We start from the raw sequence: 13,378 nt of genomic DNA, 5'->3' as shown, positions 1-13,378 counted from the left end.
TGCGGTGGGGCTCTCAGAGCTTGAAGTCGTAGTCGATGGTCAGCGGCGCGTGGTCGCTGAACTTCTGGTCCTTGTAGATGGACTCGCGCAGGGCGAGGGCGGCCAGTTGGGGCGTGGCGAAGTGGTAGTCCAGGCGCCAGCCCACGTTCTTGGCATAGGCCTGGCCGCGGTTGCTCCACCAGGTGTAGCAAGTGTCCGTGGTGTCGGGCTGCAGCTGGCGGTAGACGTCCACCAGGCCGCCCTGGGCCGGGTCGATCAGCTGGGTCACCCAGGCGCGCTCCTCGGGCAGGAAGCCGCTGTTTTTGAGATTGCCCTTCCAGTTCTTGAGGTCGGCTTCCTTGTGGGCGATGTTGATGTCGCCCACGAGGATGAATTCGCGCTGGCCCTTCAGCGCCATCAGGTGGGGGTAGATGGCCGCCAGGAAGCGGAACTTGGCCTGCTGGCGGTCTTCGCCGCTGGAGCCACTGGGGAAGTAGCAGCTGATCAGGCTCAGCTTGCGGCCGGGTTTGTCGAAGCGCTTCTCGATGTAGCGGCCTTCGTCGTCGAATTCCTGGACGCCGATGCCGGTGATGATGTCGCTGGGTTCGTCGCGGGTGTAGAGGCCCACGCCGGAGTAGCCCTTCTTCTGGGCATAGTGGAAATGGCCCTTGAGGCTGCCGGGACTGCAGAAGACCTGATCGACATGCTCGTGCTGGGCCTTCACCTCCTGCACGCCCACGGCATCGGCCTGCTGCTGGGGCAGCCAGTCGAAGAAGCCCTTGGTGGCGGCGGAGCGGATGCCATTGAGATTGGCGGTGATGAAGCGCACGGTCGATACCTCGGCAGAGACAGGGAGGCGCCAGTATCGCAGTGAGGCGGTGATGAACTGGTCTGATGTCGGTCCGCAACAGCCTCGCACTGTTCAGGTGCGCCGGCTCACATAGGGATGACGTGGCACGGCTGCTCTTGATAGATTCCTCCCCACGAGATGGCAAACGTTTGGCGCCCGATCGCGGCGAGGCCCGAGGCCTGTCGCGCTGCTGAGCGAGGCCCTGCCTCAGCAAGGGCGCCGTCGGCATTCCAGACAATTTCAAGGAGTTTCCCCATGACCCGATCCACGTTGAGCCGCCCCACCCCGCTTTCACTGGCCCTGGCCCTGGCCCTGCCGGCGCTGCTGTCGAGCACGGCACAGGCCCAGGAGGCCGGCAAGAGCGAGGCCGCCCGTCCTCAGACCAAGCAGCTGGAGGCCGTGGTGATCACCGCCGAGCGCCGGGTGGAGAACATCAAGGACGTGCCCAATGCGGTCTCTGCCATCAGCGGCGAGAAGCTGGACGTCATCAATTCCAGCGGGCAGGACATCCGTGCCCTGTCCGGCCGTGTGCCCAGCCTGAACATCGAGTCCTCCTTCGGCCGGGCCTTCCCGCGCTTCTACCTGCGCGGCTATGGCAACACCGACTTCCGACTCAACGCCTCGCAGCCCGTCTCACTGATCTATGACGAGGTGGTGCAGGAGAACCCCATTCTCAAAGGCTTCCCGGCTTTCGACGTGAAGAACGTGGAAGTGCTGGCCGGCCCCCAGGGCACCCTGTTCGGCCGCAACACGCCGGCCGGTGTGGTGAAGTTCGAGTCGGTCAAGCCTTCCAAACGCCAGGATGCCTATTTCAACGCCTCCTTCGGCAGCCAGGGCATGGTGAACCTGGAAGGCGCAGCCAATCTGCCGGTGGGCGGGGACTGGGCCGTGCGCATCTCGGCCCAGAACCAGCACCGTGGCAACTGGGTCAAGAACGAGCTGCCCAATGCCAAGACGCCCGCCACCGAGGGCTACGATGACCGAGCCGTGCGCATCCAGGCGCTGTATGAAGCCAACCAGGCCTTCAGCGCCCTGTTCAACGTGCACAACCGTGAACTCAAGGGCAGCCCGCGGCTCTTTCGCGGCTCCGTCATCAAGCCCGGCAGCAATGATCTTGTCGATGGCTTCGACCCGGCCAAGATGGTCATCGACGGGACCAACGAGCAGCGCCTGCACAGCACCGGCGCCAGCCTGCGCCTGAAATGGGCCCTGGACGGCGTGACCCTGCACTCCATCAGCGCTCTCGAGACCGTGCAGCCCTTCAGCCGTGGCGACGTGGACGGCGGCTACCGCTACCACAACCCCTTCTCGGGCGACCCCAAGACGGCGCCCTATCCCACCCAGGGTGAGGCCACCTGGCAGATGGACACCTCGGACGCCCTGATGGGTCACCGCCAGCTGACACAGGAATTCCGCCTCGAGTCCCAGGCTGCCGGTCCGCTGCGCTGGCAGGGCGGGCTCTACCTCTTTGACGAGAAGTACACCATGCGGACGGTGGACTACACCGCGGCCAACCCGGCCGACAGCGTCGTGGACACCCGCCAGACCAACAAGGCCTGGGCCCTGTTCGCCTCGGTCAACTACGAACTGAGCCCCGATCTCAAGCTGCGCGGCGGCCTGCGCTACACCCAGGACAAGAAGGACCTGAACACCGTCGGCAAGGTCAACGACGGCGCCGGCACCAGCGCGAGCACCGACGACCACAAGGTCAACTGGGATGTCTCCGGCACTTATGCCCTGGACAAGCAGACCAACCTCTACGCGCGCGTCGCCACCGGCTTCCGTGCGGCCTCCATCTACCCGGCCAGCGGTTTCGGCACGCAGAGCAAGGCGCGCCCTGAAACCGTGACCTCCTACGAAGCCGGTGTGAAGAGCGAGTTCTGGAATCGCCGCGCCCGCCTGTCGGCCAATGTGTTCGCCTATACGGTGAAGGACCAGCAGCTGACCGCCGTGGGCGGCACCAGCAATGCCAATACCCTGCTCAACGCCAGCAAGGGCCAGGGCCAGGGCTTCGAGCTCAACCTGGACCTGATCCCCGTGGAGCGCCTGATGCTCACCTTGGGGCTCAGCTACAACGACACCAAGATCAAGGATCCGACGCTCTCCGCCCCCCGTTCGGGCAGCAATCCCGTGATGGTGGGCACGCCCGATGCCAGCGGCCGCTACAGCCTTTATAACAACCCGCTGCCCAACGCGCCGAAGTGGATCGCCAACCTGACGGCCCGCTACTCGATCCCGACGGCCGACGGCAATGAATACTTCATCTACACCGACTGGGCCTACCGCTCCAAGGTCAATTTCTTCCTGTACGAGGCCAAGGAACTCACCGGCAAGGCGCTGCTGGAAGGCGGTCTGCGCGCCGGCTATGTCTGGGGCGACGGCAAGTACGAGGTAGCGGGCTTCGTGCGAAACCTGACCAACAAGGTCGTCGTCAACGGTGCCATCGACTTCGACAACCTGACCGGCTTCATCAACGACCCCCGCACCTACGGCGTGCAGTTCAAGGCCCTGTTCTGAGCCTGCTCTGATGCCCGGCGCGCCAGATCGCGGTCTGGTGCCTGCACAGAGGCCCGCCACCCCCCTTGTTTCTCGGGGCGGGGTGGCGGGCCTTTGTGCGCCGGCTCAATACAATGCGGGCCACCCCGAGACCCGCATTACCCGCCCATGACCACTACCTCCACGCCCCTTGCCCAGGAATTCGTTGCCTTTGCCGTGGAGGCGGGTGTGCTGCGCTTCGGCGAGTTCAAGACCAAGGCGGGCCGCCTGAGCCCCTACTTCTTCAACGCCGGGCTCTTCAACGACGGCGCCAAGCTGGGCCGCCTGGCCGAGTTCTACGCCAAGACCCTGCTGGCCTCGGGCATCGAGTTCGACATGATCTTCGGCCCGGCCTACAAGGGCATCACCCTGGCCGCAGCTGTCTCGGTGGAACTGGCCCGCCTGGGCCACAACAAGCCCTTCGCCTACAACCGCAAGGAAGCGAAGAACCATGGCGAGGGCGGTACCCTCGTCGGTGCGCCGGTCCAGGGCCGCGTGCTGATCATCGACGACGTGATCTCCGCGGGCACCTCGGTGCGCGAGTCCATCGCCATGATTCAGGCCGCCGGCGCGACGCCCTGCGGCGTCTCGATCGCCCTGGATCGCCAGGAGAAGGCGGCCGAAAACGGGGTCGAGCAACCCTGGTCGGCAGTGCAGTATGTCAACCGCCAGCTGCAATTGCCCGTGAGTGCCATTGCCGGCTTGTCCGACTTGCTGCAGTATCTGCACCACAACAGCTCGGCGGACATCGCCGCCCATGCGGCGGCTGTCCAGGCTTATCGAGATCGCTACGGAGTCTGATGCCACTTCCGCGCCGCCCCATGTCCTTGCGTCAGTCCTTGCGCCCGTCACTGCCGCTGGCTGCCCTGCTGCTGGGTCTGCTGGGGACAGGTCTTGCCCTGGCCCAGAGCAAGCCCATCTACAGCTGCGTGGCGCCGGATGGCCGCAAGCTGACCTCGGACCGCCCCATCCCCGAATGCATCACCCGGGAGCAGAAGCTGCACAACCCGGATGGCTCGGTGAAGTCGCTGCTGCCACCGTCGATGTCGATGGAGGAGAAGGCGGCGCTGGAGCAACGGGAGCGCAAGCTGGCGGCGGAGCGGGCGGCACAGCTAGACGCGATCCGCCGCGATCGCAACCTGATGATCCGCTACCGCAACGAGTCCGCCCACCGCGAGGCCCGGGAGTCGGCGCTGGACGATGTCAGCAAGGCCATGCAGGCCTCGGAGCGCCGCATCAAGGAGCTGGCCGCCGAACGCAAGCCCCTGCTGGACGAGGCCGAGTTCTACAAGGGCAAGCCCATGCCGGGCAAGCTCAAGCAGCAGCTGGACGCCAATGAGGTCTCGGCGGAGGCGCAGCGCGTGCTGGTCGAGAACCAGAAGGCCGAGGTGGTGCGGGTCAACAAAGTCTTCGACCTCGAACTGCAACGACTGAAGAGGCTGTGGGCGGGCGCCCCGCCCGGCAGCCTCGACGGCCCCGCTTCAGGCACGGCTTCCCAGGCGGGGAGCGCCTCCTCGCAGCCTGCCTCGGCCAGTAGCCGCTGAGGGGGGCGCGCCCCGGGGCCCGTGCCAGGGCCCGCAAAGACAAAGGCCGCTGTATCCAGCGGCCTTTGTCTTCATGGCGCGAGGCCGGGCCTCAGCCGCCCAGCTTCTTCTTCAGCAGCTCGTTGACCAGGGCCGGGTTGGCCTTGCCCTTGGTGGCCTTCATGGCTTGACCTACGAGGGCGTTGAAGGCCTTGTCCTTGCCGGCCCGGAATTCGTCCACCGACTTCTGGTTGGCGGCCAGGACCTCGTCGAGGATGCGCTCGATCTCGCCGGTGTCGTTGGACTGCTTCAGGTCTTTGGCGGCGATGATGGCATCCACATCGGCGCCCTCGCCGGCCCACAGGGCGTCGAAGACCTGCTTGGCGGAGTTGTTGGAGATGGTGCCATCGCTGATGCGGCCGATGAGCGTGGCCAGCAGGGCAGGCTTCACCGGCGCGGCATCGATCTCGATGCCTTCGCTGTTGAGGCGCTTGCTGATCTCGCCCATCACCCAGTTGGCCACCAGCTTGGGTGCCGCGCCCGCGGCCTTGGCGGCCTCGTAGTAGCGGGCGGTGGCCAGGCTCTGGGTCATCATGGTGGCGTCGTACTCGGGCAGGCCGTCTGCCTCGATGAAGCGCTTGGCCATCACGCCAGGCAACTCGGGCATCTCGCCGCGTACCTGCTCCACCCACTGCGGCGCGATCACCAGGGGCGGCAGGTCAGGATCCGGGAAGTAGCGGTAGTCGGCCGAGTCTTCCTTGGAGCGCATGGCGCGGGTTTCGCCGGTGTCCGGGTTGTAGAGCACCGTGGCCTGCTGGATGCTGAGGCCGTCCTCGATCTGGTCGATCTGCCAATTGACCTCGTAGTTCACGGCATCGACGAGGAAGCGGAAGCTGTTGAGGTTCTTGATCTCGCGGCGCGTGCCATAGGGCTCGCCGGGCTTGCGCACCGAGACGTTGACGTCGCAGCGGAAGCTGCCTTCCTGCATGTTGCCGTCGCAGATGCCCAGCCACATCACCAGGGCGTGCAGGGTCTTGGCGTACTCGCAGGCCTCGGCGGCGGAGCGCATGTCGGGCTCGGAGACGATCTCCAGCAGCGGCGTGCCGGCACGGTTCAGGTCGATGCCCGACTGACCGTGGTAGTCCTCGTGCAGGCTCTTGCCCGCGTCTTCCTCCAGGTGGGCGCGGGTCAGCTTGACGGTCTTCTTCTCGTCGCCGACGAAGAACTCCACCGTGCCGCCCTGCACCACCGGGATCTCGAACTGGGAGATCTGGTAGCCCTTGGGCAGGTCGGGGTAGAAGTAGTTCTTGCGGGCGAAAATGGACAGCGGCGCCACCTTGGCGCCCACGGCCAGCCCGAAGCGGATGGCGCGGTCCACCGCGGCGCGGTTCAGGACCGGCAGGGTGCCGGGCAGGGCCAGGTCCACGGGCGAGGCCTGGGTGTTGGGCGCGGCGCCGAAGGCGGTCGAGGAGCCGCTGAAGATCTTGGACAGAGTGGACAGCTGGACATGGTTCTCCAGGCCGATCACTACCTCGTAGCCGCGCACCAGCTTGCTGTTGGGCTTGTTCATGCTCAAATTCCGTTCGGGGCACGGGTGTGCCAGTCGGTGGCCTGCTGCAGGGCGTGCGCGGTGTGCAGCAGCTGCCCCTCCTTGAAGTAGTTGCCGATCAGCTGCAGGCCGACGGGCATGCCGGCCTCGCCAAAGCCCACCGGCACGCTCATGCCGGGCAGGCCGGCCAGCGAGCCGGGCAGCGTGAAGATGTCGGCCAGGTAGGCCTTGACCGGATCGTCCGCGCCTTCGCCGGCCTTCCAGGCCACGCTGGGGGCCACGGGGCCGGCGATCACGTCGCAGTGCTGGAAGGCCTGCTGGAAGTCGTCGGCGATCATGCGGCGCAGCTTCTGGGCCTGCAGGTAGTAGGCGTCGTAGTAGCCGTGGCTCAGCACATACGTGCCGATCATGATGCGGCGCTTGACCTCGGGGCCGAAGCCTTCGGCACGGGTCTTCTTGTACATGTCCAGAAGATCCGTGTAATTGGCTGCACGATGGCCGAACTTGACGCCATCGAATCGGCTCAGGTTGGAGCTGGCCTCGGCCGGGGCAATGATGTAGTAGACCGGGATGGCCAGCTCGGTGCGAGGCAGGCTCACCTCCACCAGCGTGGCGCCCAGCTTCTCCAGCTCGGCCAGACCCTGGCGCACGGCGCTGTTGACGTCCGCCGACAGCGCGGCGGGGAAGAACTCCCGCGGCAGGCCAATGCGCAGGCCCTTCAGCGGCTGGGCGGCCGTGGCGCCTTCTCGGGCTGCCAGCATCTGGGCGTGGAAGTCCTGCGGGGGCTGGTTGATGCTGGTGGCGTCGCGCTCATCGAAGCCACTCATGGCGGACAGCAGCAGCGCGCAGTCCTCGGCCGAGCGGGCCATGGGGCCGGCCTGGTCCAGGCTGGAGGCGAAGGCGATCATCCCGTAGCGTGAGCACACGCCGTAGGTCGGCTTGATGCCAGTGATGCCGGTGAAGCTGGCCGGCTGGCGGATGGAGCCGCCGGTGTCGGTGCCGGTGGTGGCGGGCACCAGGCGGGCCGCGACGGCCGTGGCCGAGCCGCCCGAGGAGCCGCCGGGCACGCGGCTGCGGTCCCAGGGGTTCAGCGAGGGGCCGAAGGCGCTGTTCTCGTTGGCCGAGCCCATGGCGAATTCATCGCAGTTGAGTTTGCCCAGCGAAAAGGTGCCGGCCGCATTCAGCCGGGCGACGACGGTGGCGTCGAAGGGGCTGCGGTAGCCGGCCAGGATCTTCGAGCCGGCGGTGGTGGGCATGTCCGCGGTGACGTAGATGTCCTTGTGCGCGAGCGGGATGCCCACCAGCGGGCCGGTGTCTCCGGCGGCCAGGCGTCGGTCGGCCTCGGCGGCACGTCCCAGGGCCCCGTCGACATCCACATGCAGGAAGGCGCCCAGTTGCGACGCGGCGGTAACCCGTGCAAGAAGGTGTTGGGTCAGTTCGGTGGCGGAGAAGGCCTTGGCGCGCAGGCTCTGGCCCAGCTCGGCCACGCCCATTTCGTGGAGAGACTTCATTCGATGACCTTGGGAACCAGGAACAAGCCGTCCTCGACGGCGGGGGCGCTGCGCTGGTTGAGCTCGCGCTGGTTGCTCTCGGTGACGGCGTCTTCGCGCAGGCGCAGCTGCACGTCCTGCACGGCGGAGAGCGGCGTGTAGAGCGGTTCGACACCGCTGGTGTCCACCGCGCTCATCTGCTCGACGATGGAGAAAAAGCCATTGAGCTGGCCGAGCAAGGCGCCTTGCTCCGCTTCGGAAAGTTCGAGGCGGGCGAGGTTGGCGATGCGGCTCACGTCATCCTGGGTCAGGGCCATGGGCGAGTCCGGGTCGGTTGGAGGTCCTGGGCATCGCGTCGATACGCGGCGAAAACTCGTTGTCGGGCGCGATGCATTGCCGCTTACAGACTGCAAAAACAGGGACTGTCAGGGGCTAGTCAGGGGTCTAAACAAAGGGGTGATCGGGTATTATCTCCGCTTATCTCCATGGTAACGGGGCTGCAGGCCGCCAAGGCACCGGCAGCCTCGTTGCACATGGTGCGAACACCCTTGTGCAGCCCTGGTGTCACCGCCTCGGCTGCATTCGTTTGACGCCCGCCGCCCTCCAGAGGCCCCTCTTGAGTTTTGCCAGTGCCGAGCCCGCGTGATCCCTGCCGCCGCCCGGTCTGAAGCCCCCAGTCCCACACCATGTTTTCGTCCCTGCGCCGCTACTTCTCCACCGACCTGGCCATCGACCTCGGCACCGCCAACACGCTGATCTATGTGCGTGGCAAGGGCATCGTGCTGGATGAGCCCTCTGTCGTCGCCATCCGCCATGAAGGCGGCTCCAGCGGCAAGAAGACCATCCAGGCCGTCGGCCGCGAGGCCAAGGCCATGCTGGGCAAGGTGCCCGGCAACATCGAGGCCATTCGCCCCATGAAGGATGGCGTGATCGCCGACTTCGTCATCACCGAGCAGATGATCAAGCAGTTCATCAAGATGGTGCATGACACCAAGCTGCTGCGCCCCTCGCCCTGCATCATCATCTGCGTGCCCTGCGGTTCGACACAGGTCGAGAAGCGCGCCATCCGTGACGCCGCCCTGGGTGCCGGCGCCTCGCGCGTGGAGCTGATCGAGGAGCCCATGGCCGCGGCCATCGGTGCCGGTCTGCCGGTCTCCGAGGCTTCCGGCTCCATGGTCATCGACATCGGCGGCGGCACCACCGAGGTCGGTGTGATCTCGCTGGGCGGCATGGTCTACAAGGGCTCGGTGCGCGTCGGCGGCGACAAGTTCGACGAAGCCATCATCAACTACATCCGCCGCAACTACGGCATGCTGATCGGCGAGCCCACCGCCGAGGCCATCAAGAAGCAGATCGGCTCGGCCTTCCCCGGCTCCGAGGTCAAGGAGATGGAAGTGAAGGGCCGCAACCTCAGCGAGGGTGTGCCGCGCAGCTTCACCATCTCGTCCAACGAGATCCTGGAAGCCCTGACCGACCCGCTGAACCAGATCGTCTCGGCCGTGAAGAACGCGCTGGAGCAGACCCCGCCCGAGCTGGGCGCCGACATCGCCGAGCGCGGCATGATGCTGACCGGCGGCGGCGCCCTGCTGCGTGACCTGGATCGCCTGCTGGCTGAGGAGACCGGCCTGCCGGTGCTGGTGGCCGAGGACCCGCTGACCTGCGTGGTGCGGGGTTGCGGCATGGCGCTGGAGCACATGGAACGCCTGGGCTCCATCTTCGCTTCTGAGTGACGGCCTACTGCGCGACGCTTGGGCGTCGTTGCGCAGTGCTCGGAAACCTCACGTACCTCCCCTACGTTCCGGTTCCTGCGCGCTGTGCGCCTAGCCCAAGCGCCGTTCGCTACGGCCCGAGACGTTGATGGACTGATCACCCGCCAGACTGCAAGTCATGCCCTTCGGCACCCTGGAGCGCAATGCGCCGCCGCTGTTCCGCCAAGGCCCCTCGGCCTTGACGCGGCTGCTGCTGTGCGCGGCCTTTGCCGTCTTTCTAATGGTGCTGGATGCCCGCTTCAAGCTGGCCCAGCCGGCGCGGACGGCCGTGGCGCTGGTGCTCAATCCGGTGCAGCGCCTGCTGCTGTCGCCCGTCGATGCATGGGAGAAGCTGGGCGACTACCTGCGCGGCATGGAAAAGGCCATGGCCGCCGAAGACCTGGCCCGGCGCCAGCTGGTGGCGCAAGCCGAGCGACTGTCCCGCGCCCAGCAGCTGCAGGCCGAGAATCAGCGCCTGCGCGAGCTGCTCAAGATGCAGCAGGCGCAGTCCGTGCGCGCGGTTGCGGCCGAGGTGCTCTATGAGGCGCCGGATCCCTACTCCCGCCGCGTCAGCATCGACCGTGGCAGCCAGCACGGCGTGCACCTGAGCTCGCCGGTGATCACCGAGGCCGGCGTGCTGGGCCAGGTGACGCGGGTCTACACCTTCTCGTCTGAAGTGACCCTCATCACCGACAAGGATGCCGCCATCCCCGTGCTCAACACCCGCACCCAGCAGCGCGGCGTGGCCTTCGGCGGCGAACGCGGCCTGGAGCTGCGCTTCACCGCGGCCAATGCCGATATCCAGGCGGGCGATGTGCTCTCCACCTCGGGCCTGGACGGCATTTATCCCCCGGGCCTGCCCGTGGCCAAGGTAGCCCAGGTGGAACGCCGGGGCGACACCAGCTTCGCCCGCGTGAGCCTGCAGGCCACCGTGCCCGTGGACAGCGTGCGCCATGTGCTGGTGCTGGCCCCGCTGGCCGTGCATGAGGCTGCGCGGCACGAAGCCGCGGAGGCCGCCGCCAAGGAAGCCCAGGCCCTGGCCGAGCGCAAGGCCCAGGCCAAGGCCGAAGCCAAGCAGCGGGCCGCCGAGCTGAAGGCTGCGAGGGACGCGGCAAAGGAGTCGAACAAGGATTCGAACAAGGAAGCAGGCAAGGACAGCAAGGGAGGGGCAACGCGATGATCATGCCGCGCGCCGCCAGCCAACTGCTGCTGCCGGCCAACCCCCTTTTCATCGCCTTCAGCCTGCTGCTGGCGCTGATGCTGGACATGGTGCCCCTGGGCCGCCAGCCGGCCATGCCGGACTTCCTCGCCATCGTGCTGGTGTTCTGGAACGTGCACCAGCCGCGCCGCGTCAACGTGGGCTGGGCCTTCCTATTCGGCCTGCTGGTCGATGTGCATCATGGCGCCTTGCTGGGCCAGCATGCTCTGGCCTACAGCGGCCTGAGCTTCGGCGCCGTGGCCCTGCACCGCCGCCTGCCCTGGTTCACGCGCTGGGGTCAGGCCTTGCATGTGCTGCCGCTGTTCGCGCTGGCCCATGCGGTGTCGCTGGTGGTGCGCCTGGCCGTGGGTGGCATGTGGCCGGGCTGGCCCCTGCTGCTGGCCCCCTTCATCGAGGCCCTGCTGTGGCCCCTGGCCAGCTGGATCCTGCTGGCGCCGCAGCGCCGTCCGCCCGACCGCGACGAGCATCGTCCGCTGTGAGGCGGGTCTTCCGGCGTCCATGACCCAGCTGCACAACATCCACCAGGAGCAGTCGCGCTTCCGCGTGCGGGTGCTGGCGGCCGCTGGCTTCGTGCTGTTCTGCTTCGGTCTGCTGGCCGCGCGCCTGGTCTACCTGCAGGTGATGCAGCACGAGACCCTGCTGGAGCGTGCCGAGTCCAACCGCGTGACCGTGGTGCCCATTGTGCCCAACCGCGGCCTGATCGTGGACCGCAACGGCGTGGTGCTGGCCAGCAACTACTCTGCCTACACCCTGGAGATCACGCCGTCCAAGGTGGTGGACCTTGAGGCCACCATCAGCGAGCTGGCCGAAGTGGTGGAGATCCAGGGCCGCGACCGCAAGCGCTTCAAGCGCCTGATGGAGGAGAGCAAGAACTTCGAATCCTTGCCCATCCGCACCAAGCTGACGGACGCCGAGGTGGCGCGCTTCGCTGCCCAGCGCTTCCGCTTCCCCGGCGTGGACATCAAGGCCCGGCTCTTCCGCAGCTATCCGCTGGGCGAGGTGGGCAGCCACCTGATCGGCTACATCGGCCGCATCAACCAGGCCGAGAAAAAGGCCATGGAGGAGTGGGCCGACGAGGACATCGCCAACTATCGCGGCACCGAGTACATCGGCAAGCTGGGCCTGGAGCAGTTCTACGAGCGCGAGCTGCACGGCCAGACCGGCTTCGAGCAGATGGAGACCAGCGCCGCAGGCCGCGCCGTGCGCCGCCTGCGCCATCAGCCGCCCACGCCGGGCAACACGCTCAAGCTCTCCATCGACATCCGCCTGCAGGCCTTGGTCGAGGAATTGTTCAAGGACCGCCGCGGCGCGCTGGTGGCCATCGACCCGCGCAATGGCGAGGTGCTGGCCTTCGTGTCCAAGCCCACCTTCGACCCCAACCTCTTCGTCGATGGCATCGACGCCGACAGCTGGACCGTGCTCAACGAGGACATCGACAAGCCCCTGCTCAACCGCGCCCTGCGCGGCACCTACCCGCCGGGCTCCACCTTCAAGCCCCTGATGGCCATGGCCGCGCTTAACAGCGGCAAGCGCGCCGCAAGCACCGTCATCATGGACAACCTGACCTACAGCTTCGGCGGCCGCACCTTCGGCAGTCCCGAGACCGACCGGCCCGGACCCAAGGACATGCGCCTGGCCATCGTCAGCTCCTCCAATGTGTACTTCTACAGCCTGGCCAACGAGATGGGCGTGGACCTGATCCATGACCAACTGGAGCCCTTCGGCCTGGGCCGCAAGACCGGCATCGACTTGGCTGGCGAGGTGACGGGCGACCTGCCTTCCCAGGAGTGGAAGCGCAAGAAGTTCCGCAAGGCCGAGCAGCAGAAGTGGTACGCCGGCGAGACCATCTCCCTGGGGATCGGCCAGGGCTACAACAACTTCACCATGCTGCAGATGGCCACGGCCTACGCCACGCTCTCCACCGGTGGCCAGCGCTTCAAGCCCCGCCTGGTGCGCGAGATCGAGGATGTGGTCCAGCACCAGGGCCGGCTCATCGCCAGCGAGGCCCTGGATCCGATCCCACTCAAGCCGGAGCAGGTGGACGTGATCCGCAATGCCATGAATGGCGTGACGCTGGAGGGCACCTCGCGCCAGGTCTTCATGGGGGCGCCCTACCAGAGCGGTGGCAAGACAGGCACCGCGCAGGCCGTGGGCCTGAAGGCCGGCGAGAAGTACAGCAGCATCAAGGCCGACGAGCACAAGCGCGACCATTCGCTCTACGTCGCCTTTGCACCGGTGGACAAGCCCACCATCGCCCTGGCCGTCATCGTGGAGAACGCGGGATGGGGCTCGAGCGCCGCTGCGCCCATCGCCCGCCGCGTCTTCGACTACGCCCTGCTGGGCCAGTACCCCAGCGAGGAAGACATCGCCCTGACCCAGCAGGGCAAGACCATGGCGCCCGTCGGCGCGCCGCGCAAGGCCAGCGAGGTGCCGCTGCCCGGCCAGCCGGTGCTGGTGCCGCTGGCGGCCAGTGCGGCGCGCCCGG

11 protein-coding genes are annotated in these 13,378 nt (G+C 66.9%); 7 read left to right on the top strand and 4 right to left on the bottom strand.

Features of this window, described 5'->3' with window-relative positions; translation table 11 throughout:
• Window positions 1–13: 13 nt before the first annotated feature.
• Window positions 14–808, bottom strand: coding sequence for an exodeoxyribonuclease III (locus H5407_RS00055; RefSeq protein WP_183102369.1), 795 nt, complete (start codon window positions 806–808; stop codon window positions 14–16).
• A gap of 276 nt (window positions 809–1,084) precedes the next feature.
• On the opposite strand from H5407_RS00055, the gene H5407_RS00050 reads away from it, so the two are divergent.
• From H5407_RS00050 to H5407_RS00040, 3 genes are all read left to right on the top strand, one after another.
• A complete protein-coding gene (locus tag H5407_RS00050; RefSeq protein ID WP_183102368.1) occupies window positions 1,085–3,346 on the top strand; it encodes a TonB-dependent receptor in 2,262 nt (753 codons plus the stop codon).
• 147 nt (window positions 3,347–3,493) lie between these two features.
• Window positions 3,494–4,165 (top strand): orotate phosphoribosyltransferase, encoded by a 672-nt coding sequence (gene pyrE / locus H5407_RS00045; RefSeq protein WP_183102367.1) that lies wholly within the window; start codon window positions 3,494–3,496, stop codon window positions 4,163–4,165.
• Between the two features lie 20 nt (window positions 4,166–4,185).
• Window positions 4,186–4,908, top strand: a complete 723-nt coding sequence (locus tag H5407_RS00040; protein ID WP_255500983.1) for a hypothetical protein — start codon at window positions 4,186–4,188, stop codon at window positions 4,906–4,908.
• Between the two features lie 91 nt (window positions 4,909–4,999).
• Here the strand turns inward: H5407_RS00040 and gatB are convergent, their stop codons facing one another.
• The 3 genes from gatB to gatC are packed head-to-tail and all read right to left on the bottom strand — an operon-like array spanning window position 5,000 to window position 8,243.
• The gene (gene gatB, locus H5407_RS00035) at window positions 5,000–6,457 is read right to left on the bottom strand and encodes an Asp-tRNA(Asn)/Glu-tRNA(Gln) amidotransferase subunit GatB (protein WP_183102366.1); all 1,458 of its coding nucleotides are present in this window, start codon (window positions 6,455–6,457) and stop codon (window positions 5,000–5,002) included.
• A 2-nt stretch (window positions 6,458–6,459) separates the two neighbouring features.
• Complete coding sequence (gatA, locus tag H5407_RS00030; RefSeq protein ID WP_183102365.1) at window positions 6,460–7,947, bottom strand: Asp-tRNA(Asn)/Glu-tRNA(Gln) amidotransferase subunit GatA; 1,488 nt, start codon at window positions 7,945–7,947, stop codon at window positions 6,460–6,462.
• Window positions 7,944–8,243: an Asp-tRNA(Asn)/Glu-tRNA(Gln) amidotransferase subunit GatC gene (gene gatC / locus H5407_RS00025; RefSeq protein ID WP_183102364.1), complete on the bottom strand. Its 300-nt coding sequence runs from the start codon at window positions 8,241–8,243 to the stop codon at window positions 7,944–7,946. The genes gatA and gatC overlap by 4 nt, the downstream gene beginning before the upstream one ends.
• 369 nt (window positions 8,244–8,612) lie before the next feature.
• Here gatC and H5407_RS00020 point away from each other — a divergent pair, with 369 nt between their 5' ends.
• The 4 genes from H5407_RS00020 to mrdA form a co-directional block, all read left to right on the top strand.
• Complete coding sequence (locus tag H5407_RS00020) at window positions 8,613–9,656, top strand: rod shape-determining protein (protein WP_183102363.1); 1,044 nt, start codon at window positions 8,613–8,615, stop codon at window positions 9,654–9,656.
• Window positions 9,657–9,813: 157 nt separating this feature from the next.
• A complete protein-coding gene (gene mreC / locus H5407_RS00015) occupies window positions 9,814–10,854 on the top strand; it encodes a rod shape-determining protein MreC (protein WP_183102362.1) in 1,041 nt (346 codons plus the stop codon).
• A complete protein-coding gene (gene mreD, locus H5407_RS00010) occupies window positions 10,851–11,372 on the top strand; it encodes a rod shape-determining protein MreD (RefSeq protein ID WP_183102361.1) in 522 nt (173 codons plus the stop codon). Before mreC ends, mreD begins: the two co-directional genes overlap by 4 nt.
• Before the next feature lie 19 nt (window positions 11,373–11,391).
• Window positions 11,392–13,378, top strand: a 1,987-nt coding sequence (gene mrdA, locus H5407_RS00005; protein WP_183102360.1) for a penicillin-binding protein 2, incomplete at its 3' end; no start/stop codon positions are given.

The sequence above is a fragment of the Mitsuaria sp. WAJ17 genome (genome assembly GCF_014174515.1).
In the GTDB taxonomy this organism is placed as follows: domain Bacteria; phylum Pseudomonadota; class Gammaproteobacteria; order Burkholderiales; family Burkholderiaceae_C; genus Roseateles_B.
Note: the sequence above shows the minus strand (reverse complement) of the source record. Positions and strands in the feature narration are given on the sequence as shown.

What these genes read in the sequence shown, in the direction of transcription:
- mreC (WP_183102362.1), top strand. Translation starts at nt 9,814, where the DNA reads ATGCCCTTCGGCACCCTGGAGCGCAATGCGCCGCCGCTGTTCCGCCAA.
- gatC (WP_183102364.1), bottom strand. Translation starts at nt 8,243, where the DNA reads ATGGCCCTGACCCAGGATGACGTGAGCCGCATCGCCAACCTCGCCCGC.
- H5407_RS00040 (WP_255500983.1), top strand. Translation starts at nt 4,186, where the DNA reads ATGTCCTTGCGTCAGTCCTTGCGCCCGTCACTGCCGCTGGCTGCCCTG.
- mreD (WP_183102361.1), top strand. Translation starts at nt 10,851, where the DNA reads ATGATCATGCCGCGCGCCGCCAGCCAACTGCTGCTGCCGGCCAACCCC.
- H5407_RS00020 (WP_183102363.1), top strand. Translation starts at nt 8,613, where the DNA reads ATGTTTTCGTCCCTGCGCCGCTACTTCTCCACCGACCTGGCCATCGAC.
- pyrE (WP_183102367.1), top strand. Translation starts at nt 3,494, where the DNA reads ATGACCACTACCTCCACGCCCCTTGCCCAGGAATTCGTTGCCTTTGCC.
- gatA (WP_183102365.1), bottom strand. Translation starts at nt 7,947, where the DNA reads ATGAAGTCTCTCCACGAAATGGGCGTGGCCGAGCTGGGCCAGAGCCTG.
- H5407_RS00050 (WP_183102368.1), top strand. Translation starts at nt 1,085, where the DNA reads ATGACCCGATCCACGTTGAGCCGCCCCACCCCGCTTTCACTGGCCCTG.
- gatB (WP_183102366.1), bottom strand. Translation starts at nt 6,457, where the DNA reads ATGAACAAGCCCAACAGCAAGCTGGTGCGCGGCTACGAGGTAGTGATC.